Source organism: Sorangium sp. So ce1153 (assembly GCF_051521595.1).
In the GTDB taxonomy this organism is placed as follows: Bacteria; Myxococcota_A; Polyangia; order Polyangiales; family Polyangiaceae; genus Sorangium.
This window is the reverse complement of sequence record NZ_CP150361.1, coordinates 9,939,168-9,961,603: the sequence shown is the minus strand read 5'-3', so window position 1 is coordinate 9,961,603 and position 22,436 is coordinate 9,939,168. Positions and strand designations below refer to the sequence as shown.

The following is a 22,436-nucleotide window of genomic DNA, read 5'->3' as shown; positions in this document are numbered from 1 at the left end:
GATCCTCCCGGCGGGCGCGCCGCCGGTCAGCTCACGATCTTGAGGGCGCGGCCGACGAGGACCTCGTTGTGGCTGCCGGTCCTGTAGCCGCCGAGATCGAGCGTCACGTACCGGAAGCCGTGCCGCTTGCCGGCGGCGACGATCTCGGCGCGGATCGCCGGCTCGGCGGCGCGCGCGAGCTCGCCCGCGTCGAGCTCGATGCGCGCGAGGTCGTCGTGGTAGCGGACGCGGAGCTGACGGAAGCCGAGGCCGCGCAGCGCGGCCTCGAAGCCGCCGATCTGCGCGAGCCGCTCGCGCGTGACGCTGGTCCCGTAGGGGATGCGGCTGGAGAGGCAGGCGGCGGCCGGCTTGTCCCAGATGGGCAGACCGACGCGCGCCGCGCCGGCGCGCACGTCGGCCTTGCTGAAGCCGAGCTCGACGAGGGGGCTCAGGACGCCGGCCTCGCGCGCCGCCTCGAGCCCGGGGCGGTAGTCGCCGAGGTCGTCCGTGTTGGTGCCGTTCAGGATCGCCGCGAGCCCCCACTCGGCGCGCTTCCGCGCGGCGATGCGGTAGAGCTCGCTCTTGCAGTGGAAGCAGCGGTCGGGGTTGTTCGCCACGTAGCGCGGGTCGTCGATCTCCGACGACTCGACGAGCCGGTGGTCGGCGCCGATCAGGCGGGCGATCGACGCGGCCTCTTCCTTCTCGGCCGGCGCGAGGCTCGGCGAGACGGCGGTCATGCCGACGGCGCTCGGGCCGAGCTCCTGGTGGGCGACGGCGAGGACGAAGGCGCTGTCGACCCCGCCGGAGTAGCAGACGAGGACGGAGCCGAGCTCGCGGAAGCGGTCGCGAAGCCGGGCGAGCTTGTTGTCGATGGGCGAGCCCTCGGGCGTGAGCGACAGCGCGGACATGGCGGTCGTTCCTTTACCACATGCGGCCCGGCGCGCCGGCCAGCCCTGCCAGGAGCGGCCCGGCGCGCCGCGCCCGCGGGCTGCCCGCCGCTCGGCTCCGCTCGGTTCCGCACGGTTCCGCTCGGTTCCGCCAGGTTACTTGCGGTTCGAGCGCCGGTTCTGACACGCTAAAGGACCAGATGGACTCGAAGAGGAAGCAGGCAGGGCGCACCGCCTTGCCGTTCGCGGTCGCGGCGGCGCTCGCGGTCGCCGCGCACGCCGGCCAGGGGTGCGGAGACAACCGGCTGCCGCCGCGGGATCTGCCGCGCGCCGACGAGCAGCGCCCACTCCCGCGCTGGTACCCGGAGAAGTCCTGGTCAGAGAAGGGCGGGGAGACCCAGGTCTACATCGAGGGCAAGATCGTCTTCGACACGAACAAGGCGGTCGTCCGGCCGGGCAGCGAGAAGACGCTGGAGACGCTGCTCCAGTTCCTCAAGGAGCACCCCGAGGTGACGCGGCTGCGGATCGAGGGGCACACGGACGCGCAGTCGAGCGAGGAGCACAACCAGGAGCTCAGCGCGCGGCGCGCCCTCGCGGTCGCCGACTGGCTGGTCGACCACGGGGTCGAGAACCTCCGGCTCATCGCGGTCGGCTTCGGCGAGGCGCGCCCGCTCGGGCCGAACGAGATCGCGGCGGGGCGCAGCGAGAACCGCCGGGTCGAGTTCCACGTGGCCGAGGTGAACGGGCGCCCCTTCATGGGGCAGGACCCGTACATGGGCGGCCTCGCGCTGGAGGTGCTGAGCCTCGAGGAGCGCAAGCTGCGCGCCGAGAAGGCCGCGCAGCTGAAGGCGCCGCCGGTCCGGAAGGGCTTCGTCGCGACGGGCGACGAGATCAGGCCGGTGCCGGTCAGGCCGCGGGGCGCGGCGGAGACGCCCGAGGGCGAGGCCCCCGCGCCGAGCGCGCCGGCCCCGGGAGGCGCGCCCGCGAAGGGCGGCGCGTCGCCGGCAGGCGGCAGCTAGCGCCCGCGAAGGGCGGCGCGTTGCCGGCAGGGAGCAGCTGGCGCCCCTCAGGGCGCGAGGTGGCGCGCGCGCGGCGACGGCGTCCGGTACCGCTCCAGCAGGGCGAGCGTCGCGTCGAGCGACGCGCCGTACGGGAGCACGTTGCCCTTCGGCGTGGCGTACTCGAGGTAGAGGTTGTCGTCCGTGGACAGGATCGGACCGCCGTCCTCGGCCGCTTCGGCGATGAACCGGTCGAGGTCCTCGTCGGAGGCCATGAGATCGCCGAGGAGGTCCGCGAGCCGCGCGCCGGCGAGCGTCGCCTGGACCGCCGGGCGCGCGTCGAGCCCGGCGAGGTGCGCCTCGGAGGCGACGAGCGGCGCGGCGCTCGCGACAAGGATGCCCTGCGCGCCGCCCACGAACAGCGCCACGTGCGGGAAGGCGCTGCGCATCGTCCGCACCACGACGGCGAGCTCGCGACGCCGGATGTGGTGGAGCTGCACCCATTGCTGCAGGACGCCGCCGTCGGCGAGGCGCGACCGGGCGAGCTCGTAGAACTCGCGGCTGTAGAGGCTCGCGGCGCCCGCGAACCAGACGCTGGTGAGCTCGATCGCGATGAGGTCGTAGCGGTCCTGGGCGACGAGCAGCTCGTTCCTGCCGTCGTTGAGCGAGAGGCGCACGCGGGGGTCGTCGAGCGCGCGGAGGCTCGGGCCCGCGAAGAAGCGGCGCGAGGCCTCGACGATGGCGGGCGAGATCTCGGCGACGTCGATGCGCTCGAACGGATAGGCCGCGATGGTGCCCGTCGTCGTGCCGGTGCCGAGGCCGATGACGAGCGCGGCGCGCGGGTCGCGGACGAAGAGCGAGGGGAAGTGCGCGAACCGCCGCTGCGCCGTCATCTCGGGGCCGTCGTCGCCCTGGAACTTGCCGTTCGTGTACATGGTCGTGACGCCGGCGCGGTGCGCGACGGTGGTGACGCCGCCGTGCACGTCCTCGCGCACGAAATCGATGCGCTCGGGGCGCGGCCCCATGGCGAAGTAGACGTTGGCGCCGCTCGTGAGGCGGGCCATGTCCCAGCGGGGCGAGAGCGCGGCGAGGGCGGCCGCGGCGGCGGCCAGCGCGAGGGCGCGGGGGAGCTCGGCGCGGGCGCGCGTGGCGGCGAGGACGGCGGTGAGGGCGAAGGCGAGCGCGATCGCGAGGAGGGCGCGCTCGGAGCCGAGCGCCGGCAGGATGAGGTAGCCGGTGACGATGGAGCCGGCGATCGTGCCGAGGGTGTTCGCCGAGGTCAGCCTGCCGACGCGCGCGGCGACGTCGGCGTGCGCGGCGGCGCGCGCGAGGAGCAGGGGGAAGGTGGTGCCCATGCAGAGCGTGGGCAGCGCGAGGATCGCGAGCGCGGCGAGCGCGCGGCACGCCTCGCGGCCAGCCCACCCGTGGACGTGGTTGCCCGCGAAGGCGAAGATCCGCGGGAGCTGGTCCCATAGCGGGATGGTGGCCGCGAGCGAGAGGGCCGTCGCGACGAGCCCGCGCCAGAGCGCGCCCTCGCCGTGGCGGCGCGCGAGGGCAGGCGAGCGCGCGGCGCCGGCCGCGAGGCAGACGAGGAAGACGGCGAGCATCAGCCCGAAGGCGTAGGCGCTGTTGCCGATGAGCAACGCGAGCAGGTGGGTCTGGACCACCTCGGCGGCGAAGACCAGGAAGCCCGAGGCGAACGCGAGCGGGAGCAGGAACGGCGGCTCGGCGCGCCGGACGCCGGCGGGGAGAGGGCCGCTGGGGGAGCGCGCGCCGGGGGAGCGAGCCTCTGCTGCATCGGGTATCGCGTCGGGCGAGGCGGCGGCGGCGCGAGCCTCGGGCGCGTCGGCCGAGGCGGAGGGGCCGGGCTCGGGGCCGCGGAGCCCGGCGAAGATCGCGACGGCGCCGAGGGCGAGGTTGGCGATCGCCGCCGACCACAGCGTGCCGCGGATCCCGAGGTGCGGGAGGACCACGTAGGCGCCGGAGAGCGCGCCCGCCGCGCCGCCGGCCGTGTTGATGGCGTAGAGCGACGCGAGGCGGCGCGCAGGGTCGTGCTCGGAGGCGAGCGAATCGCCGTCCGGCGCGGCGCCGGCGCGGAGGATGCGCGAGAGGACGGGGAGCGTGGCGCCCATCGCGACGGTGGGGACGACGACCACGAGGGCGGTCAGCGCGGCGCGCGCCGCGGTGAGCAGCGCCAGCGAGTCGGGCGCGGCGCGGGCCACGGCGACGTAGGCAGACGTCAGCGCTTCGAAGAGGAACGGCGAGACGGCGCAGATGGCGCCGACGATCGCCTCGAGCGCGCCGTACACGACGAGCGGGCGGCGAGCGGCCGCGGCGTGGCGACCACCGAGGTGCGCGCCGAGGGCGAGGCCGCCCATGAAGGCGGCGAGGACCGTGCTCACGGCGTAGGCGGTGGCGCCGAAGACGTAGGCGAGTAGCTTGGAGAAGGCGACCTCGTAAAGGAGGCCGGTCGCGCCAGAGACGAAGAACAGGGCGGCCACGAGCGGGAAGCGGGAGCGCACGGGCGCGCAAGCTAGTACAGGCGCTCGGGGAGCAGGCACCTTAGCGGCACGCGAGGCGCAGACGGCTCGCCGTCCGCGGCGGCGCTCCTCGGGCAGCTCCGGACCTCCTAGGAGCACCGGCGCGACTGGCCCCACGCCAGCGCGGGCCGCTTGATCCCCGGCGTGGTCGCCCAGCGTCGCCCGCCTGCCCCGCCCGCCTCGGCCCGCCTGAGCCCCGGCGAGCTCCGGCCGCGCCGGTGAGCGGCGCCGCGCGGCCCGCGACGCCCTCACCTCAGGGGTCCGGGATCTTCTCCGGCTCGAGCCCGTCCCACCACGCGGCGAGATCGATCTCGATCGCGTCGAACGGCGCGGCGCGCACCTTCTCGTCCGCGCCGTGAAGGCCGAGCTCCATCCACCTGCCCTCGACGTGCTGGGCGACGAGGAGCGTGCGGTCGCGCGGGTCGACGTACCAGATGTGCCGGACGCCGATCTTGTTGTAGAAGCGGCGCTTGACGATCTGGTCGTAGCTCGCGGTGCTGGGCGAGAGGATCTCGCAGACCCAGTCCGGCACGAGGGTGATGGGGCCCTTGCCGGGGAGCGCCGGGAGACGCTCTCGACGAAAGCCCGCGAGGTCGGGCGATATCTCCGGCGCGCGGGGCAGCTGGATGCTCGGCTCGGGGAGGATCCACCAGCCGCCCGGGCCGCCGCGGCCTCGCTGGAACGGGTTCGTCAGGTCGGTCGTGATCAGCCCCTCGACGCTCGCGTGCGGCGCCCGCGGGCGAGGGAAGGCGTAGAGCGTGTCGTCGAGGATCTCGCCGCGCCAGGTCGGCGGCAGCGCTTCCAGGTCGGCGAGCGTGGCCGGGCGGACGAGACGAGGTGCGAGGTCCATGGGGTTCGCACCATCGTACCGCAGGAAGGAGGCAGGCGCTCCGCGGCCGAGCCCGTCTCCCGCCGCCCGTCACCAGCCGAGCCGATCGAGCCGCTCCCGCGCCCCCTTCACCCCGAAGATCGTCTCCTCTCCCGGCGGCACCACGGGCGCGAGCAGCACCGCCGCGAGGACCGCGGTCACGACGAGCGGCGCGCGCGCGTCGTCGCCCGCGACCTGCGGCTCTCGCACCTGCCAGGCCCGCCGCGCCCGCCCGAGCAGCGCGTCGAACCCGCGCCCGCCGATCGCCCGCACGCCCGCCGCGGCCGCCGCCCGCACCAGGGGCGCGCGATCCAGCGGCGCCGTCAGCACGAGCACCCGCGTCGGCGCGCCGCCGGCGCGCGCGACGTCGACCTCCACGGCGTCGACCATCGGCGTGGTCCCCGACGGATACGCCTTCTTCTGCGCAAGCGTGAGCTCCGCCCGGAAGAAGACGCGCGCCTGGTGCGCCCACCGGTGCTCGTCGATCCGCGCCTCGGCCTCCGGCGACAGCAGCGACCAGCCCTCGCTCGGCGGCAGCAGCTCGATCCGTCCTTCCGCCCACCCGTTGCTATCGAATTCCATAGTTGCGCCCGCCGCCACGGTAATCCGAGGCTGGCCTGGTCCGGAACCGCGCCGGCCGGCCCGCGCCAGATCGTGCGAACGCGCGACCGGCGCTCCGTGATCCATGTCATCTAGGGTAAAGGTTAGCCCTGCATGCCGAAGTCCGATCAGGGGTCGGAGGAGCAAGGCCGGGCCGCCCTGAGGGCTGCCCTGTTCGTCCATCGCCGCGCGCCCCTCTCGCGCCTGCTCGGCCGCCGCGGGCTCGGCCCTTACCGCGGGTACGGGGAGCTGCTGGAGGCGCTCGACCGGCTCGCCGACCGCGGCGCGCAGCTCTCCCTGATCGGCCGCTCGGTCCGCGGCGAGCCGTTGCTGGCGGTCCAGCTCGGCGCCGCCGGCCCGGCCCGCGCGGGCGGCTACCGGGAGGGCGCGGGCCGCGCCGCGCTGCCCGCCCAGGGTGCGGGCAGCTCGATGAACGGCGCCCCGCACGCCGGCGCGCACCACGGCCGCGGCGCGCCGGACAGCCCGGACGAGCCAGCGCCGGACGACGCCGCCGTGCCGCATTCAGCCGAGCGCTCCGGCCCGCCCGCCCGGCGTGGCGCGTCCGTGGTGCGCGCCGCGCCGCGCGAGCGGACCACCGTGATCCTGTCCGGGATCCACCCGCTCGAGTGGATCGGCGTCGAGACCCACCTCGCGCTGCTCGAGCGGCTCGCGACCGAGGACCTCGGCGGCCGGTCGATCTTCGCCGTCCCGATCGTGAACCCCGACGGGCTCCTCCGCGTCGAGATGAACCTCCGCGCCGGGCGCCGCCGGTACGTGCGCGGCAACGCCCGCGGCGTCGATCTCAACCGGAACTTCGACGCGGGGTGGTACGAGCGCGGCCTCGTGCAGCGCCTCATCGGGCTCATCTCCTCGCCCGGGAGCCGCCCCGGGAGCGAGCCGGAGGTCGAGGCGATCGCGCACGCGCTGTCCCCGCGCCGGATCGACCGCGCCCTGTCGCTGCACAGCGCCGGCGGCGCCGTGCTGTACCCGCCGGCGCACAGCCTCTGGCCGGTCGCCGACGGCGCCGAGCACCGCGCCTTCGCCCAGCGCATCGCTCGCGCCGCGGCCCGGAAGCCGTACCGCGCCATGTCCTACGTCCGCTTCGCCTGGGGCATCCGCAAGGCGGGCCTGGAGATCGACTGGCTCCACGATCGCCACGGGGCGCTGTCGCTCCTCGTCGAGTGCTCGCGCGGCGAGCTCGGCCTGCGCCCGTCGCGGCTCATCGAGCCGTTCGCCTGGTACAACCCCCGGAAGCTCGACGACGCCGCGTCGCAGCTCGTCGAGGCGGTCCTGCCCTTCGTGAGGGGCGCGCGCGCCTGAGCGCGCCCCTCAGAGCTCGACCGGCTCGCCGACGGGGATCTTCTGCAGGCCGAGGACGAAGCCGAGGGCGGCGAAGCTCGCCGCCATGAGGCCGTACGCCGCGAGCGCCCGGTGCTCGATCAGCCAGCCGGCGCCGATGGGGCCGACGATCTGCGAGATGCTCGCCAGCGACTGGCTCACGCCGAGCGCCGCGCCCTGCTCGTCGCGGCCGACGCTCTTCGTGAGCAGCGTGGTGACGCTCGGCCGCACCACCGCCGCGCCGAACGCCGCGATCGCCACGAGCACCAGCAGCGTGGGCAGCGTGTACGCCGCGCCGAGCAGGCCGTAGCCGATCACCATCGTCGCGAACCCGACCAGCGCGAGCCGCTCCTCGCCGTACCGCCTCGCCAGCCGGCCGATCAGGCCGCCCTGGATGCTCCCGCCGATGAGGCCGGAGAAGGCGTAGAGGTAGCCCGTCTCCTTGACGCCGAACGAGAAGCGCCGCTCGAGGAAGAGCGCGAGGCCGCCGATGAGCGTCGAGAACGAGAGGGAGAAGGCGAAGAACTCGAGCAGCCGGCGCCGCGGGAGCGGCCTGTCGAAGTACCGCCGGAAGGCGTCCCCGCGGCCGATCGCCGCCGGCCGGGGAGCCGCGGTCGCCGCCGCCTCGGGCGAGGCCGCCGGCACGACCGGCTTCGCGGGCAGCAGCGTGGCCGTCAGGAGGATCGACGTCAGCGACAGCACCGCCGCGCCGTAGGCCGGGGCGCCGTAGCCGAACCGGCTCGCGAGCTCCCCGGTGATCGCCGGGCCGAGCAGGAACCCCGAGCCGAAGGCGATGCCGATCAGGCCGAACGCCCTGGTGCGCTCCTCCGGCCGGGTCACGTCGCTGATGTACGCCTGCGCGATCGTCAGGTTCCCGGCCGTGAGGCCGTCGATGATCCGCCCCAGGAACAGCATCCAGAGCGAGCTCGCCGAGCCGAGCACCAGGAACCCGATGAACGTGCCGGTCTGGCTGGCGAGCAGCGTCGGCTTGCGGCCGGCGCGGTCGGAGATCCGCCCGAGGATCGGCCCGGAGACGAGCTGGCAGACCGCGTAGCTCGCCGCGAGCACGCCGACCACGAGCTCGCTGGCGCCGAAGTGCTCGGCGTAGAACGGGAGCAGCGGCAGGACGAGCGTGAGGCCGAGGACGTCGACGAAGACGGTCAGGAAGATCGGCAGGAGCGGCGAGCGGCGCATGGTGGCTCTCGGGGTCGATGGACGGCGGTGAGGACCGCGGGCGAGCCGCCGGCGATGGCCGGAGCGGAAGACGGGCGCCCGGACGGCGGTGTCCTCATGACCCATCTGCGGGGCGGTGGGTACCCTACAACGCGCCAGCGCGCTCGCGGAGCCCTGCCCGGCCCCGCGGGCCGGCGTCGGGGGCCCCGGCGCCCCGGCTCAACGCTCTCCTGGCTCAGGCGCGCGCTCCGGCGCGCGCGGCTCGGGGGGCTGGAGCGCGAGCGTCATCTGGATGTCGTCCAGGATGGTGCCGTCGACGCGGAACGCGTCCTCGCGGGTGCCGATCGGGACGAAGCCCATGCGCGTGTAGAGCCGCAGGGCGCGCTCGTTGTTGGAGAAGACGCCGAGGTCGAGGTACGAGAGGCGCGCCCTGTCGCGGGCCCAGGCGATCGCCGTCTCGAGCAGGCGCCGGCCGTGCCCCTGCCCGGTGTACGGGCCGAGGATGCCCATCGCGACCACGGCGCGGTGGTTCTCGGACCGGACGCGGCCGCCGCGCAGCTCGATGTGCCCGATGACGCGCGCCCGCGGCTCGCTCGCCCGGAGCAGCCAGGCCCGGCCCCACAGCGGCTCGTCGAGCGACCTGCTCCAGCGGTCGCGCGCGGCGTGCTCGACCTCGTCGGGCGCCAGCGATGTAGCGACGGCGAAATGGGGCGCGCCGCGCCGGCCGGACTCGGCCACGTGCTCCATGAGGTAGGTCATGAAGGCCCGCGCGTCCGAGCGCTGCGCTGGAACGATGGCGGGGAGGGCGGGGGAGATGTCCATGCCGTGGCGCGCGCCGCGCCGCGGGGAAGCGTAGTGCCCCCGCGGCGCCGGTGCGACCGGGAAGGCGACGGTGAGGCCCGAGCGCGGGCGATGCCCGGGCGCCCCGGCCTGACGAGCTGAGGGCCCGCGCGAGGGATGCCCGCGCGGGCTCAGGTCGCTGGAGCTTGTGGGGGGGAAGGAGAAGAGGAGAGGAGGGCGAGGGCCCCGGCGCGGGGCCCCCGGCGGAGCGAGGAGCGGATCAGTCGGGGTACACGCCGAGCTGATCGGGCAGAGCGAGACCGAAGTAGGTCATCATCTGGAGCATGTAGTCGGGGACCGACTTGTAGCTCTTCAGCTCGTACGCGTAGTGGTTCTTGTAGATCGTGAGCTGCGTGCAGGTCGGGTTGACGTTCTGATCGCAGGCCGGCACCTCCTTCAGCGCGCCGACCGGGGGCACGTCCTTGATCGCGGGATCCGGGACGATGATCGCGACGCCATCCGGGTGGTACGTCAGCATCGCGCGGCCGTACTTGTTGAAGCCGGGGCCGTACTCGGCGGCGTACGCGGGATCGCCGGCGACGGCGCCCTCGTACCGCGCGTCGAGCTGATAGCCCTTCGCCGTGAGGGTGTTGGCGTACTCGAGCACGCGGGCCGCGATGCCCTTCTGCACCCAGTTGCCGCCGGTGCCCTCGCACGACGCCCGGTCCGCGCCGGTCCCGAAGAGGCACTCCATGCCGTACGTGCGGGCGTAGTAGACCTGCCCGGACGTCGGGTCCTGCCACTCGATGCGCTGCTCGATCCCGGGCTCGGAGTCGGTGCCGAGGCGGTAGACGCGCATCATGTCCATCCAGTTCGTCTTGCCGTTCGCGGGGATGTACGCGAGCGTCCAGGCGATCAGGAACTTCTGCACCTCCCAGCCGACCTGGGGGTCGACCGCGATGGTCCGGGACACGGTCTCCGGGTTGAAGTCGCCGCCGAGGTAGTTCGAGCAGAGGTTCTTCCCGTCGCTCGGGAAGCAGACCTTCGGCCCCTCGTTCGGCCACCAGCTGACCCAGCCCATCGGGCGCGCCGGGAACTCCTTCGCCATCGGGTCGGGATCCGTGCTGTTCGCGTCGAGCACCGGGCGGCCGTTCTCGTCAGCCTCGAGGCGAGGCGCGAGGAGCGCGCGGTCGCCGGTGAGGGCGTTCGCGAGCAGGCGGCGGTACCCCTCGGGCAGCACGTCGGCCATGCCGACCGCGCGGAAGCGCGCGTCGTAGAAGTCGCGGCGGGAGCTGCTCACGAACCGGTCCTCCGACTCCGAGAGCAGGATCGCCGTGCTGATCTTGTCGTAGTAGCTGCCCGCGTTGATCGTGAAGTCGGTGTCGAAGTCGCCGTTGTTCTCCGAGTTCGCGTTCTCGAGCGGGTGACCGCCGAACCCGATGTCCTTCATGTAGCCGGTCGAGCCGTTCGGGATCTGCACCAGCACGGGGCTGTTCGTCGTGCCGCCGAAGGAGCCGAAGTCGGTGCCGGCGCCGTAGTCGTCGCCGTCCTTGTTCGAGCGGAGGACCGGATCGTTGAACAGCGGGTCGCGCAGGTAGTGCGGCCCCTCCTCCGGGCGGGAGAGCTGCCTGGCGAAGTGGTCGAAGGCCACCGTCGCGGCCACGACGTTCTCCTGCAGGCCGCCGTCGATGAGGAGCGGCCACAGCGTGTCGAACGACAGGCCCTGGTTCGTCGCGAGATCCTGGTAGATCGTCCCGAAGAACCCGATACCGCCGGCGATGCCGAGCAGCTTCTCGTTGTAGCGGCTGTAGGACCGATCCGCCGCGCCACGGACGCTGAACGTCGTGCGGCCGCGCCGGAAGTTGTCGAAGATGTGCCTGTTCTCCTGGGAGGTGATCAGGAACATCAGCTGCTCGTACGGGTCGGCGCCGTTGTCGTGGCGGAAGACCGAGACGTTGCCGGTGTCGGCCCAGTTGTCGCTCGCGAACGCGTAGGGCACGCGGACGCGCTTCTTCTCGTCGACCGCCGGACCGCCGCGGAAGCTCGTGAGCGAGGTCTCGCCGTCCTGCGGCTTGCGCAGGTTGCGCCAGGCCACGTAGTCGACCGGCTGCTGGCGGCAGCGCTTCGTCTCGCCGTCCACCGTGACGACGCCGCCGTCCATGACCTGGTGCCACTTGCCGTCGAGCGCCTCGTTCCAGCTCGCGGGCGGCTTCGCCGGCACGTCGTAGCAGTCCCGGATCACGCTGTACTGCGACTGCAGCTGCGAGTAGTGGAAGTCCGTGACGCTGTCGTCACCCCTCGCGAACGTGCCGTACTTGATGCCGGCCAGCCCGCCGAAGTTGTCGGTCGCCGCGAGGAGCGCGCCGCCGATCTTGCCGCCGGCCTGGTAGTTCTTGTCGCCGTTGTCGTAGACGCTCACCGTGTCGCCGTAGAAGAAGCGCGCGGCGGCGAAGTCGTAGACGCCGAGGCCGACCAGGTCCTGCGAGACGTCGCCCGGGTAGTCCATGACCGTGGAGTGCTGGAACATCCAGATCATGTTCTTCTGCTCTTCGTCCGTCATCGCGTCGAAGTAGCGGGGGCCGACGCACTCCGACGGATCCTCGCCCGCCTCACCGGTGCACGCGGCCTTGATCTTCCCGTTCCGCGTCCTGAGCTGCCAGTACTGGGGCCGGAAGAAGAGCGAGGCGTAGGTGCTCACGAAGTTGTGCCGGAGGCCGACGGAGTGACCCATCTCGTGCGCGATGACCGCGTACTGGTACCGGCGCTGGATGTACTTGAACATCCGCTCGTAGCGGCCGCGCTTCTCCGCGTCCGTCTCGTTCTCGCCCACGGGGAACTTCTCGCGGAGCGCCTCGGCGAGGCCCGTCATCGACGAGGCCTCGGGGGCCTCGTGCAGGATGCAGGCGCCGCGCTCGGCGAGCGCGTTGTCGTGCATGCGGCGGAGCTGCGACTGCACCTTCGGGTTGTTCATCCCGAACGGCGAGGCGGCGTCGGCGATCGCGCCCTGGACCGGCATGCCGGCCGGGATGCCCGATCGCTGGAGCATCGCCGGGTTCATGAGCTCCGCCTCGGCGACGCTGCCGCGGGCGGCCCTCATGCGCGCGCCCACGACCGCCTGCTGCGGCGAGGGGAGGTCGCCCCGCACCGCGATGTCGGCCACCTCGGCCTTCATCGGCTTGAGGATCGCCTTGATCTGCTGGGAAGCGCCCTGCGCGACGAGGCTCTTGTACTGGTCGGGGTCGAGCTTCGTGGCGCTCGCGAGCCGCGACGTGACCTCCTGCTTCGTCATCGTGGGCCCCTGGCCGCCGCCCGAGATGCGGCTCGCCTGCGCCCAGTCGCGGATGTACTTGCCCTCGGTGATCTCCGAGGTCGGGAGCTCGCCGTTGATGTAGCGGACGAGGTCGAGCAGCTGCTGCGCCGCGGAGTCGGTGACGTGGCTCCAGATGTTGATGCTGGCGGCCACCTTCTCGCCCGTCACCGGGTCGTCGGCGTCGACCATGATGCCCCACGCCGAGGGGGTCTGCGGCTTGTCGATGACGAGCACGCTGTTGTAGCGGAGGTCGCCGAGCCGCGGGGAGAGCCCCTCCTCGCCGCAGGACGGGTGATCGCCCGCGATGACGGGGTTGTGGCAGAGCACGATCACGGACGGCTGCGTCACGACGCTGCCGATGGCGAGCGTCGACTGATCGTTGCCGCGCCGCTCCGAGAGCTGCGCCACGGCGCCCCTCGCCGCGTCGTCGCACGCCGGCGCGTCCCAGCCGTTCGCGCGGCGGCACGCGTTCAGGTCGCGGGAGATCGCGACGGCCTCGTCGATGTCCTCCTGCTGGCCCTTCCACATCGGGAACCGCGCGTCGCAGTCCTGGCCGCCCGCCTTCCGGCACTCGACGAGGCGCGACGTCTGGATCGCGGTCTTCATCGCGAGATCCCACTCCTCGGTCGCCCAGTTGGTCGCCTCGAAGAGGTCCTCCGACGAGTTGCCGCCGATGTACCAGGGGATGGTGACGGCCTCGCGCTGCGCGTAGGGCAGCGTGCACTTCTGCTTGAACACGTCGCACTGCGAGCCGGGGCCGGCCGCGGCGCACTCGTCCGCGGTGCCGTCGTTGTTCTCGTCGCGGTTCGGGTCCGCGTTCAGGGCGCCGCCGGCCTGGGTCGTCTCCGGGGTGGCGCAGGCGATCGCGCCCTCCATCGTCTCCGGGTTCGCGTAGAAGTGGCTGCGCTTCCAGAGGTTGTAGCGGGCCGCGAAGCGCCGCCACTGGTTGTCGACGATGCCGTAGTTGCGCTCGTAGCCGTAGCGGTAGTCGAAGTTGAAGATGCCGAACGCCTGGAACCGGACGCCGTCGAAGTCGACCGGCTCGTAGTCGTTGTCGACCACCTTCTTGAACGACTGCCGGATCGTGATCTCGACCGGGTTGCAGTTGCCGTACGGGTCGGTGCCGCCGGCGAAATCGCCCGGGAGCATGCAGGACGGGTACTTGTCGATGCCCCAGCCGAGGCTGGACAGGTCGATCATGGCGGGCGTGGCGAACGCCTTCGTCGTCACGTCGAAGTAGCCGTTCTTGGCGTCGAACTGCGGGGCGTCGGCCGCGGCAGGATCGTTGACGTAGTAGGCGAGCGGCTCGTACTCGACGCCTCCGTAGAGGCCGAGCTGCGAGAGGGTGTCGAAGTTGTAGGCGTCGGTGGCGAGGTTGCGCGACCAGTCGACGCGCATGTACTGGCGCTCGTACCAGGGCTTGTCCGTCGTGTTCTCGACCACGACGTTCGACTTCTCGCCCGTCGCCGGGTTGTAGTCGTAGATGATGTCGAAGTGCGACTCGATCGCGTAGCTCGCGACGATCTGGCCGTCGTTCGTGGTCTTCTTGGTGAGGCCGTTATAGGCGTTGCCCTTGCCGTCGGTGCCCTCGATGCGCTCGTAAGCGAGCCGAGCATTGATCTGGTGCTCGGTGACCTCCCACTTGATCCGGGAGACGGGCTGGGCGTACGTCGACGTGAAAAGGCCATCTTGGGCAGCGCCGTACCCGACGTCGACGATCGTGCCCCGCATGTAGAACTCGGGGTCGTCGCCGATGTCCCGCAAGTCGCTCCCGATGAAGAACGATTTGGCGAGCGCGTCGCTCTGCACCCTGTTCATTTCCTGCCGCTCCTCGGCGCAGCCCGCCCCCACGACGCTCAGCGCGACGGTGCCGAGGAGCACCCCACGCTTGAAAATTCGATTCATCAACGATCCTCCGAAGCTGCCTGTCGAGATCGATGCACAAGCTGGCCCTTCACGACGCACGCGGCGCGTCGCGAGGCATTTCCCCCCAGGCAAGAACGCTGCCAACGTTCGAAGCCGTTCCCTTTCGATAAGTTAAGCACCTGTCGCACATTTGCACCGGGGGTGGCGTTAAAGAGTTAACTGCTGCCTGCCGAGTCCGCGACCGGCGCCGTGTGCGGGGTGACGGCGGTCTGGACGGTCGTCGGGACGGTCGTCGGGACGATCGATTGCGCGCTCGCGCGCTCACCGATGACCGTGCCGCAGCGCCCGACGTCGGGCAGCTGCGCCGCGGCGCCGGGCGCTGCGGTTCCCGGCGCGGGCGGCGCCGCTCTGCCCGACGCGCGCCGCCGCCGGGGTCGACAAGTCGTCCCCTGTCACGTTCTTTGGTATGGTCGCCGCGTGCACTCCCCCTCGCATCGGTCGCGCGGGTCGCGTATGCGCGCGGACAGCCCTGGAGGCGGAGCTCTTCTGCGCGAGCGGCGCGGCGGCCCGGGAGCGAGCGAGCGGTACGGGCGCGCGCCGGGAAGCGGGCGGCGCGAGCGGCGGCGGGTGCCAGGCGCATGAGGCATGAAGCTCTCCTCGGCCGCAAGGTGGCCGGGCGGTTCACGATCACCCGGTTCCTCGGCGAGGGCGGCATGGCGAGCGTCTTCGTCGCCGAGCGCGACGCCGAGCCCCGCCGGGTGGCGATCAAGATCATGAACCCGGAGTTCACCGCGGATCGCGCGTTCGTCCGGCGCTTCCAGCGCGAGGCGAAGGCGGCCGCGCGGGTGAAGCACCCGAACTCCGTGAAGATCTTCGAGTACGGGGTCGAGGGCGCCCTCAGCTACATCGTCATGGAGCTGCTCGTCGGCGACGACCTCTACGCGCTCCTCGAGCGCCACGGCGCGCTCGGCCAGGCGAGGGCCGTCCGCATCCTCTCGGAGGTGTGCGAGGCGCTCGCGGTCGCCCACGAGATGGGCGTCGTCCATCGCGACCTCAAGCCCGAGAACATCATGGTGATCGCCGACCCCACGCACCCTCACGGCGAGCGCGTGAAGGTGCTCGATTTCGGCATCGCCAAGATCCTCGACACGGCGTCGGGCGACGAGCCCGACCCCCACGCCGATCCGATGTCCGTCGTCACGCGCGCGGGCACGTTCATCGGCACCCCGGCCTACATGTCCCCGGAGCAGTGCGGGCTGCTGCCCATCGATCAGCGGGCCGATCTGTACACGTGCGGCGTGCTGCTGTTCCAGCTCATCACCGGGCGGCTTCCGTTCGAGGGTGAGACGCCGCTCCACACGGCGACGCTCCACATCCACGCCCCGGTGCCGGCGCCGAGCAGCTGCGCGCCGGGGCTCGACTCGCGGCTCGAGGCGCTGATCCTGAAGGCGCTCGCCAAGCAGCCGGAGGACAGGCACCAGACGGCGCGCGAGCTCGGGTACTCGCTGCACACCTTGCTCGCCACCCTGCCGGACACGGCGGTGGGCCTGGGGCCGATCTCGGCGCGGCAGCCGAGCTCGCTGTTCAGGCGCGACGCGCAGTCGGGACGGGTGCCGCTTTCCTCGCTGCCGAGCTCGACGTCCGTGCCTCTCTCCCCGTCCGAGGGGAGGTCGGAGGTCTCGATCGAGTCGGCGCGGACGCTCGTGTCGGGGACGTCCGGTTCCGGGGCCGATCACCCGCCGCCGGCGCTGATCCACGACCCGACGTCGGAGTTCCCGCCGACGCTCGAGCCTCCGGGGCTCTATCCGTCGATCAGCGACGAGCCGCGCGGCGAGCCGCCGCGGTGGACAGGCGAGTCGGTGCCCGAGATCTCGCTCCAGCTCCCGTCCTGGTCCCACAGCGCCAGCGAGGCGCTGCTCTCGGGGAACGGGCTGGCCACGCCGATCCCGCCCGACGAGGGGGGCGAGGACGAGAGCACGCTGACCATGGTCCGCGAGGACGAGCTCCGCGGTCCGGCGAAGGTCCGCGTCCACACGGCGTCCTACGACGAAGGCGACGAGCTCGACATCACGCCGCCAGGCCGCGAGGTGAAGGCGACGCTCCGCTCCGCCGAGGACTTCGGGCTGGGCACGCCGGAGAAGCGGGCCGAGGTCGGCCTGGTGCGCGTCGACTCCGCGCCGGCCGTCCCGCCGGTGACGCCGCAGAGCCCGCAGTTCGACGCCGGCGCGGCGTGGGATCGGAGGTCGAGGCGCGTCACCAACACGCTCCGGCTCGTCTCGTCGCACCCGCCGGCCGACAGCCAGATGCCCACGGTGACGCCCGGCGAGCTCCAGGCGTCGAGCCTGCACGGGCTGGGCGCGGCGGCGAGCGCCCAGGCCGCCGGGAGCGCGGCGTCGATGGCGCGGGGGAGCGCCGTCGGGGCCGGCGCCGCGCCTGCGGTCACGCCGGAGCCGTTGCCGCTGGAGCTCGCCTCGACCCTCGCGGAGCAGCGCGCTCTCCTCGAGCGCCGCGCGACGGTGCCCGACACGTTCGTGGTGCCCCAGGCGCCGCCCGCGCCGTCGCCGGTGCGGGAGCCGAGCTGGCTCGCCGGCAAGCGCGGGCTCATCATCGGCTTCGTCGCCGGGATGCTCATCACGGCGCTGGCGATGTTCCTCCTGATGCGCCAGCTCTGACGCGCAACGCGGGCCGCGCGCAGCCGAGGCGCGGCGCGCGGGCCGCGCGCCTCAGGGGATGTCGTACGTGAGCAGCCGGCACTCGATCGGGCCGTTGAAGACGGTGAGCGAGCGCTCCGGCCGGCGGCGCATCGCGCGCTCGACCTCCTCGGTGCCGGAGAGGATGGCGACGCGGTGGCCCGAGAGCCGCGAGAAAGCGGCCGCCATGTCGCGGTAGAGCGCCGCCGTCCCGGGGAGGCGCTCGCCGTAGGGCGGGTTGGTCATCACGTGGCCCGGCGGCGCGGTCTTCGCGAGCGCGGTGATGGGCTCGCAGCGGACCTCGATCTGCACGCCGGCCATCCGGGCGTTGCCGCGGGTGATCTCGGCGGTGCTGGGGTCGATGTCGGCGGCGAGGATCGGCGGGCCCTCGGGCCGGATCCGCGCGCGCGCGGCGTCGCGGAGCGCGGTCGTGCGCTGGGCGGCGGCCTGGTCGTGGCAGGCCCACCGCTCGAAGCCGAAGCGCTGCGCGCGCAGGCCGGGGGCGATGTCGCGTGCCCAGAGCGCGGCCTCGAGGGCGATCGTGCCGGCGCCGCACATCGGGTCCACGAGCGGGCGGGCGCGGTCCCAGCCGGAGAGGCGGAGCAGGGCGGCCGCGAGGGTCTCCTTGAGCGGCGCCCCGCCGATGTGCGTGCGGTAGCCGCGGCGGTGGAGCGCGGCGCCGCCGAGGTCGGCGTAGAGCGTCGCGCGGTCGCGGACGAGGTGGACGAAGAGGGCGAGGTCCGGGTCCTCGAGGTCGACGGACGGGCGGGCGCCGACGCGCCGCCGGATCTGATCGACGATGGCGTCCTTGGTGCGCTGGGCGATGAACTGGGTGTGCGTCAGCGCGCTCGAGCGGCACGAGGCGCGGACGGCGAGCGTGTGGACCGGGCTCAGGTAAGGGGCCCAGTCGATGCTGGAGACGCCGTCGTAGAGCGCGTCCCCGTCGGGCGCGTCGAAGGAGGCGAGCTCGGCGAGCACGCGCACGGCGGTGCGGAGCTCGATGCAGGCGCGGAAGCCCTCGTCGGGGGCGCCGGCGAAGTGGACGCCGCCGCGATCGGCGCGGACGCCGCGGAAGCGGTGCTCGCGGAGCTCGTCGCGGAGGGCGGGCTCGGTGCCTTTGGCGGCGGTCGCGAAGAAGTCCATGGCGACGGGGCTTGTAGCCGATCGATCGCGCCGCGGCCCTCACGAACGCGCCCGCCGGCTCCCGCGCGGCGGGCGGCGGCCGTGGCACTGGATTCGCACGGTGGTCGTTGATGTGTGGGCCGGGCGCAGCCGCGGCGGCGAAGGGGAGAGGGGATGAGCGGACTCGGCCCCTGGGGGCGTCCCGGGGGAGCGACGCCGCGCGTTCCACGCGGCGCGCGGCGAGCGGGCGGATCGGGGCGATGAGCGAGAGGGTCGGGCGGCGGAGGGCGCCGGCACGGCCACGCGAGGAGGAGGGGAAAGCCATGCAGCAGCAGATGACGGCGGCGCGCGGCATCAACGTCGCGCTCGGGATCTGGTTGTTCATCTCCGCCTTCCTCTGGCGGCACAGCCAGGGGCAGTTCACGAACACCTGGGTGGTGGGCGCGCTGTGCGTCGTCTTCGCCCTGCTCGCGATCTGGGCGCCATGGGCGCGGTACCTCAACACGATCCTGTCGATCTGGCTCTTCGTGAGCGCCTGGGCGATACCGGCGCTGTCGGTCGGGACGGTGTGGAACAACGTGCTGGTCTCCGTGGCCATCCTCATCGTGTCGCTCCTGCCGACCGTGCCCGCGGCGCGCGGGGTGCGGGGCCCGCGCGCCGCGCCGCGGTTGTAGGGGCGCCGGCCGCGCCGGGCGGGGCCTCCGGGGCCGGGCCGCGCGGCCTTCGGGGCGGCGCCGCGCGGCCTTCGGGGCGGCGCCGCGCGTCCTTCGGGGCGGCGCCGCGCGTCCTTCGGGGCGGCGCCGCGCCAGCCTGTCGCGCCGCCGCGGTCGGCTCGTGGCGTGTTCGCCTCGCGGCGTCGATCGTGTATAGCGGCGTCGCGAGCCCGCGCACAAGCCCGCGAGAGGATGCCCCGATGAAGCTCAGCGTCAACGTGAACAAGATCGCGCTCCTGCGGAACTCGAGGGGACACGACGCTCCCAACGTCCTATCCTTCGCGCAGAAGATCGTGTCGTACGGGGCGCACGGCATCACGATCCATCCGAGGGCCGATCGGCGGCACATCACGCCGGACGACGCGCGGGCGGTGACTCGCCACATCACCACGGTGGAGACGAACTTCGAGGGCGACCTCCGCGAGGAGTTCCTGGATCTCACGCTCGAGCTCAGGCCGACGCAGTGCACGCTGGTTCCGGTCACGCCCGGGGAGCTCACCTCGCACCGCGGCTGGGACGTCGCGAAGTGGCGCTTCCTCCTCCAGCCGGTGGTGAAGCGGCTCAAGGAGGAGGGCATCCGGACGAGCCTCTTCGTCGAGGCGGACCCGTCCGTGATCCCGGCGGTCGCGGACATGGGGGCCGATCGCATCGAGATCTACACGGGGCCCTACGCGCAGGCGTTCGATCGAGGCGATCACCGCGCGGAGCTCGACAAGATCGTCGCGACCGTGGCGGCGGCGGTAGGCGCGGGGGTCGGGATCAACGCGGGGCACGACCTCACCGTGGAGAACCTCGCGCCGCTCGTGCGCGAGGCGCCGCAGATCCAGGAGGTGTCGATCGGCCACCACCTCGTGGCGCACGCGCTGGAGGTCGGCATGCAGCAGGCCGTGGTCGACTACCTCATGGCGGTCGAGGGGCGCTACAAGCCCGCACGGTAGCGCGGCGCGGCCAGCCCGCCGGGGGCAGCGAGCCGGAACAGGATGGCCGCCAGGGGCCAAGGGCGCCAGGAGAGCGCGAGCTCGCGTCGTGGCTTCCTTGAGGCTCGTCTTATCTTGTTGGCCTGTTGAGCCTGAAAAGAAAATCTCTGTCTGTCTGTCTGTCTTGGCGTCTCGGCGGTTCATCTTCTTTCCTCCTATTGCTTCTCGATAGCCACCTGTCCTCTGCGCGCCAGCTGCGACCTGGTGCTTTGATGTTCACGCGTCCTGGTGGGATCTGTGCAGTCGTCGAGACTGGCAATCTCCTGCCCGTTCTCGCGTTTCCCCTGCGTCCCGCGCCGGATGTCGTGGCGGGTGGGAGCATCTCGGCGCTCCATGAGTCCGCTCGTGCGCTGCCCGCGCAGGATAAACCAGGTTCGCGCCATCTGGCGAGTTGAAATCGATGGATCGGTTTCGATGTGCCCTGTCGCACAGATAGTCAATTGGCGATTGCCGTCGATAAGGCGAGTCCTGTAGGGTCATCACATTAGGGCTTTGTTCTTGGACGTACGAAAGGGGATCGAGACGTCATGACATATCTGCCTACTTGTTCTTTCATCGGCGCACAGGCTCTTCGCCGCTTCGGCTACGCGATCGCGGCGCTCTCGGCGCTCACCGCGCTGTCGACTCCGGCGAGCGCGCTCCCGGCGTTTCCAGGCGCAGAGGGCTTTGGCGCCGTCGCCACGGGCGGGCGCGGCGGGCGCGTCATCAAGGTGACGAACCTGCGGACGAGCGGGGCGGGGAGCCTCCAGGCGGCCCTCGACGCGACCGGGCCGCGCACCATCGTCTTTGACGTGAGCGGCGTCATCGAGGGAGATGTCGTCGTCCGGAGTGGAAACGTGACGATCGCCGGCCAGACGGCGCCAGGCGCGGGCATCACCGTGCACGGCCGCCTGCTCTCCAGATACGCTGAAGGGATCGACAACGTCATTGTAAGATTCCTGCGTGTCCGCCCGGTGTTCGGCGGCGGGGACGGCGCGCAGTTCGATGGGGCGCAGTTCTCGCTGAACTCGAAGCTGATCCTCGATCACGTCTCGATCGCGTGGGGCGTCGACGAGACCCTCGACCTCTACGAGGCGGACGACGTGACCGTGCAGTGGTCGACCATCGAGTCGTCGTCGACCACCGGTCATCCAGAGGGGGCGCACAATTACGGTCTCATCAACGGCCCTGATGGACACCGGATCACGCTTCACCACAACCTGTTCGCGCACCACAAGGCGAGGTGCCCCGCGGTCGCGAACGGCCCCGCCGATATACGCAACAACGTGGCGTACAACGTCAGGCACGGGTTCGTGCACCACAACCAGGCGAGCGGCCAGTTCAACATCGTGGGCAACGCCTACATCAAGGGGCCGAGCGATCAGCTGATCCCCTTCTATTTCGACGGCAGCGCCGGCGCGGGGCTCAAGTACTTCCTCGCCGACAACTACATCGATGACCCGGGTAGGTTCACTGGCGTCGTCGACAACCCGTGGCAGAAGCCGTATCTCCACCCGAGCTTCAGCCGGCTCAACAGGCCCGAGTCGTACCGCGCGTCGACGCAGTTCAACTTCTCGCGCGACGTCCCGGGGTACGTCCCCGTGACGACCCACCGCGCGCAGGACGCCTATCGGCTCGTCCTCGCCCAGGCGGGCGCGCTGCCGCGCGACGTCGTGACCAAGGGTGTCCTCGCGAACATCGAGCGGCGCGACGGCGCGTGGGGCGCTCGCTACGAGCGAAACCTGATGGAAGGGCTCACCCCGGGGACGGCGCCCGCCGACGCCGACCGCGACGGCATGGCGGACGCATGGGAGCGCGAGCACGGGCTCAGCCCGTCGAACGCAGGTGACCACAGCAAGGTGATGCCGTCCGGGTACACCGCGATCGAGGAGTACATCAACGAGCGCGCCGCCGCGCTGATCAGCGACGCAGAGGGGAGCCTGGCGGCGCTGCAGGGCGAGGACGAGCGCGAGGACGAGATCGAGTAGCGCGGACCGCGGACCGCGCGAGGAGGGCCGCGCGCCGCGCTGTCGACGGGAGCTGACCGGCCGGCGCGACGGAAGCAGCGGCGACCGCCCGGCCGGCGCCGCGCCGGCTCGCCCTTTGCACGGATCACCACCCCTGCTAGGTTCCCCGCGGCGCCCCCGCGACGCGAGGGCCGCCCCGGACGAGACGCGCCGTACCCGGTCAGGACAAGACGACGCAGTCACACCACGAGGAGAGTCGTCTTGTCCTGGCTGACGTTGCTCCTGGCAGGCCTGCTCGAGGTCTGCTGGGCCATCGGGCTCAAGTACACGGAGGGGTTCACGCGCCCGCTGCCCACCGTGTTCACCATCGCGGCGATCGTCGCGAGCCTGTACCTGCTCGAGTCCGCCTCGCGCACCCTGCCGATCGGCACGGCCTACGCCGTCTGGGTCGGCATCGGCGCGTCCGGGGCGGCGATGGCGGGCATCTTCCTGTTCGGCGAGCCGGCCACACCCGCGCGCCTCGGCTTTCTCGGGCTGCTCGTCGTGGCCATCCTCGGCCTCAAGCTGTCGAGCCCCTGAACGTCCGCCGCGCGCGGCGTGGCGTTGCGCGCGGCGCGCCGGCCGACCGCCCCCGGCTCGACTAACCTCC

At 72.4% G+C, this 22,436-nt stretch carries 15 protein-coding genes and 1 riboswitch; of the genes, 7 read left to right on the top strand and 8 right to left on the bottom strand.

Going from position 1 to position 22,436, the window contains the following annotated elements; genetic code table 11:
* Nucleotides 1–26: 26 nt before the first annotated feature.
* Nucleotides 27–887 carry an ATP-dependent sacrificial sulfur transferase LarE gene (larE, locus tag WME85_RS35870; protein WP_437827594.1) on the bottom strand — a complete coding sequence of 287 codons (861 nt, stop codon included), beginning with the start codon at nucleotides 885–887 and terminating at the stop codon, nucleotides 27–29.
* Nucleotides 888–1,066: 179 nt separating this feature from the next.
* On the opposite strand from larE, the gene WME85_RS35865 reads away from it, so the two are divergent.
* Nucleotides 1,067–1,885, top strand: a complete 819-nt coding sequence (locus WME85_RS35865) for an OmpA family protein (protein ID WP_437827593.1) — start codon at nucleotides 1,067–1,069, stop codon at nucleotides 1,883–1,885.
* Between the two features lie 47 nt (nucleotides 1,886–1,932).
* On the opposite strand, the gene WME85_RS35860 is transcribed toward WME85_RS35865, so the two are convergent.
* The 3 genes from WME85_RS35860 to WME85_RS35850 all read right to left on the bottom strand — a co-directional run bounded on the left by WME85_RS35860 (nucleotide 1,933) and on the right by WME85_RS35850 (nucleotide 5,854).
* The gene (locus WME85_RS35860) at nucleotides 1,933–4,386 is read right to left on the bottom strand and encodes a fused MFS/spermidine synthase (protein WP_437827592.1); all 2,454 of its coding nucleotides are present in this window, start codon (nucleotides 4,384–4,386) and stop codon (nucleotides 1,933–1,935) included.
* A 271-nt stretch (nucleotides 4,387–4,657) separates the two neighbouring features.
* Nucleotides 4,658–5,254: a Uma2 family endonuclease gene (locus tag WME85_RS35855; RefSeq protein ID WP_437827591.1), complete on the bottom strand. Its 597-nt coding sequence runs from the start codon at nucleotides 5,252–5,254 to the stop codon at nucleotides 4,658–4,660.
* 69 nt (nucleotides 5,255–5,323) lie between these two features.
* Nucleotides 5,324–5,854, bottom strand: coding sequence for a hypothetical protein (locus WME85_RS35850; protein WP_437827590.1), 531 nt, complete (start codon nucleotides 5,852–5,854; stop codon nucleotides 5,324–5,326).
* 132 nt (nucleotides 5,855–5,986) lie between these two features.
* Here WME85_RS35850 and WME85_RS35845 point away from each other — a divergent pair, with 132 nt between their 5' ends.
* Nucleotides 5,987–7,192 (top strand): M14 family metallopeptidase, encoded by a 1,206-nt coding sequence (locus WME85_RS35845; protein WP_437827589.1) that lies wholly within the window; start codon nucleotides 5,987–5,989, stop codon nucleotides 7,190–7,192.
* 9 nt (nucleotides 7,193–7,201) lie between these two features.
* Here WME85_RS35845 and WME85_RS35840 read toward each other — a convergent pair whose 3' ends face one another.
* The 3 genes from WME85_RS35840 to WME85_RS35830 all read right to left on the bottom strand — a co-directional run bounded on the left by WME85_RS35840 (nucleotide 7,202) and on the right by WME85_RS35830 (nucleotide 14,378).
* Nucleotides 7,202–8,404 carry an MFS transporter gene (locus WME85_RS35840; protein ID WP_437827588.1) on the bottom strand — a complete coding sequence of 401 codons (1,203 nt, stop codon included), beginning with the start codon at nucleotides 8,402–8,404 and terminating at the stop codon, nucleotides 7,202–7,204.
* Nucleotides 8,405–8,602: 198 nt separating this feature from the next.
* Entirely contained in the window at nucleotides 8,603–9,205 is a 603-nt protein-coding gene (locus WME85_RS35835; RefSeq protein WP_437827587.1) for an N-acetyltransferase family protein, read from the bottom strand.
* 238 nt (nucleotides 9,206–9,443) lie between these two features.
* Complete coding sequence (locus tag WME85_RS35830) at nucleotides 9,444–14,378, bottom strand: hypothetical protein (RefSeq protein WP_437827586.1); 4,935 nt, start codon at nucleotides 14,376–14,378, stop codon at nucleotides 9,444–9,446.
* Between the two features lie 599 nt (nucleotides 14,379–14,977).
* On the opposite strand from WME85_RS35830, the gene WME85_RS35825 reads away from it, so the two are divergent.
* Nucleotides 14,978–17,011 carry a protein kinase domain-containing protein gene (locus tag WME85_RS35825; protein WP_437827585.1) on the top strand — a complete coding sequence of 678 codons (2,034 nt, stop codon included), beginning with the start codon at nucleotides 14,978–14,980 and terminating at the stop codon, nucleotides 17,009–17,011.
* Nucleotides 17,012–17,062: 51 nt separating this feature from the next.
* Here WME85_RS35825 and WME85_RS35820 read toward each other — a convergent pair whose 3' ends face one another.
* Nucleotides 17,063–18,172, bottom strand: coding sequence for a THUMP domain-containing class I SAM-dependent RNA methyltransferase (locus tag WME85_RS35820; protein WP_437827584.1), 1,110 nt, complete (start codon nucleotides 18,170–18,172; stop codon nucleotides 17,063–17,065).
* Between the two features lie 302 nt (nucleotides 18,173–18,474).
* On the opposite strand from WME85_RS35820, the gene WME85_RS35815 reads away from it, so the two are divergent.
* From WME85_RS35815 to sugE, 4 genes are all read left to right on the top strand, one after another.
* Complete coding sequence (locus WME85_RS35815) at nucleotides 18,475–18,825, top strand: SPW repeat domain-containing protein (protein WP_437827583.1); 351 nt, start codon at nucleotides 18,475–18,477, stop codon at nucleotides 18,823–18,825.
* A gap of 239 nt (nucleotides 18,826–19,064) precedes the next feature.
* Complete coding sequence (locus tag WME85_RS35810; RefSeq protein WP_437827582.1) at nucleotides 19,065–19,802, top strand: pyridoxine 5'-phosphate synthase; 738 nt, start codon at nucleotides 19,065–19,067, stop codon at nucleotides 19,800–19,802.
* A gap of 566 nt (nucleotides 19,803–20,368) precedes the next feature.
* Nucleotides 20,369–21,808: a pectate lyase family protein gene (locus WME85_RS35805; RefSeq protein ID WP_437827581.1), complete on the top strand. Its 1,440-nt coding sequence runs from the start codon at nucleotides 20,369–20,371 to the stop codon at nucleotides 21,806–21,808.
* Nucleotides 21,809–21,966: 158 nt separating this feature from the next.
* Nucleotides 21,967–22,027, top strand: a riboswitch (guanidine-III (ykkC-III) riboswitch).
* A 21-nt stretch (nucleotides 22,028–22,048) separates the two neighbouring features.
* Entirely contained in the window at nucleotides 22,049–22,366 is a 318-nt protein-coding gene (gene sugE, locus WME85_RS35800; protein WP_437827580.1) for a quaternary ammonium compound efflux SMR transporter SugE, read from the top strand.
* Nucleotides 22,367–22,436: the final 70 nt, after the last annotated feature.

Bases quoted from the DNA above. Each gene is read 5' to 3' on its own strand.
- larE (WP_437827594.1), bottom strand. From the start codon at position 887: ATGTCCGCGCTGTCGCTCACGCCCGAGGGCTCGCCCATCGACAACAAG.
- WME85_RS35830 (WP_437827586.1), bottom strand. From the start codon at position 14,378: ATGAATCGAATTTTCAAGCGTGGGGTGCTCCTCGGCACCGTCGCGCTG.
- WME85_RS35845 (WP_437827589.1), top strand. From the start codon at position 5,987: ATGCCGAAGTCCGATCAGGGGTCGGAGGAGCAAGGCCGGGCCGCCCTG.
- WME85_RS35840 (WP_437827588.1), bottom strand. From the start codon at position 8,404: ATGCGCCGCTCGCCGCTCCTGCCGATCTTCCTGACCGTCTTCGTCGAC.
- WME85_RS35815 (WP_437827583.1), top strand. From the start codon at position 18,475: ATGCAGCAGCAGATGACGGCGGCGCGCGGCATCAACGTCGCGCTCGGG.
- WME85_RS35805 (WP_437827581.1), top strand. From the start codon at position 20,369: ATGACATATCTGCCTACTTGTTCTTTCATCGGCGCACAGGCTCTTCGC.
- WME85_RS35810 (WP_437827582.1), top strand. From the start codon at position 19,065: ATGAAGCTCAGCGTCAACGTGAACAAGATCGCGCTCCTGCGGAACTCG.
- WME85_RS35820 (WP_437827584.1), bottom strand. From the start codon at position 18,172: ATGGACTTCTTCGCGACCGCCGCCAAAGGCACCGAGCCCGCCCTCCGC.
- WME85_RS35835 (WP_437827587.1), bottom strand. From the start codon at position 9,205: ATGGACATCTCCCCCGCCCTCCCCGCCATCGTTCCAGCGCAGCGCTCG.
- WME85_RS35850 (WP_437827590.1), bottom strand. From the start codon at position 5,854: ATGGAATTCGATAGCAACGGGTGGGCGGAAGGACGGATCGAGCTGCTG.
- WME85_RS35865 (WP_437827593.1), top strand. From the start codon at position 1,067: ATGGACTCGAAGAGGAAGCAGGCAGGGCGCACCGCCTTGCCGTTCGCG.
- WME85_RS35825 (WP_437827585.1), top strand. From the start codon at position 14,978: ATGAGGCATGAAGCTCTCCTCGGCCGCAAGGTGGCCGGGCGGTTCACG.
- WME85_RS35855 (WP_437827591.1), bottom strand. From the start codon at position 5,254: ATGGACCTCGCACCTCGTCTCGTCCGCCCGGCCACGCTCGCCGACCTG.